General features: G+C 63.5%; 1 pseudogene. It reads left to right on the forward strand.

What is annotated here, in order from left to right:
• Nucleotides 1–501: pseudogene (locus EOC06_RS33185) on the forward strand (LLM class flavin-dependent oxidoreductase); the annotation flags it as partial.

Genomic DNA, 501 nt, shown 5'->3' on the forward strand with positions numbered 1-501 from the left:
AGCGACCACTTTGCTGGCCGCATTGGCGACTGTCACAAGCAGGATCGGGCTCGTCGCCGCGGCATCGACCGTCGCCCACCAGCCATACAATCTGGCGCGCCGTTTCGCCTCGCTCGACATTATCAGCCATGGCCCAGTGGCTGGAACGCAACCATGACGCAAGCGCCACGGGAAGCAGCCAATTTCAGCCGGCCCGGGGGATTTTCGCCCGACGATTTCCGCCGTCGCAGTGAGGAATGTATCGGCATCGTGCAAGGTCTGTGGCGGGGCTGGGATGCGGACGCGCTGCTGTTCGACCAGAGCGGCGGCCGCTTCCATGACCCCGAAAAGATGCATTTGCTCGACCATAAGGGCGAGTTCTTTTCCGTGCGCGGACCGCTGAACGTCGCACGCTCGCCGCAGGATACGCCAGTGCTCGTCTTGTCGGGCTTGAGCGAAGCCGACCTGGATATTGCCGCCCGCATCGCCGATGTCATCCTGCTGGATGACGGACCGGTGGAG

It is taken from the genome of Mesorhizobium sp. M7A.F.Ca.MR.362.00.0.0, from assembly GCF_004023175.1.
Taxonomy (GTDB): Bacteria; Pseudomonadota; Alphaproteobacteria; order Rhizobiales; family Rhizobiaceae; genus Mesorhizobium.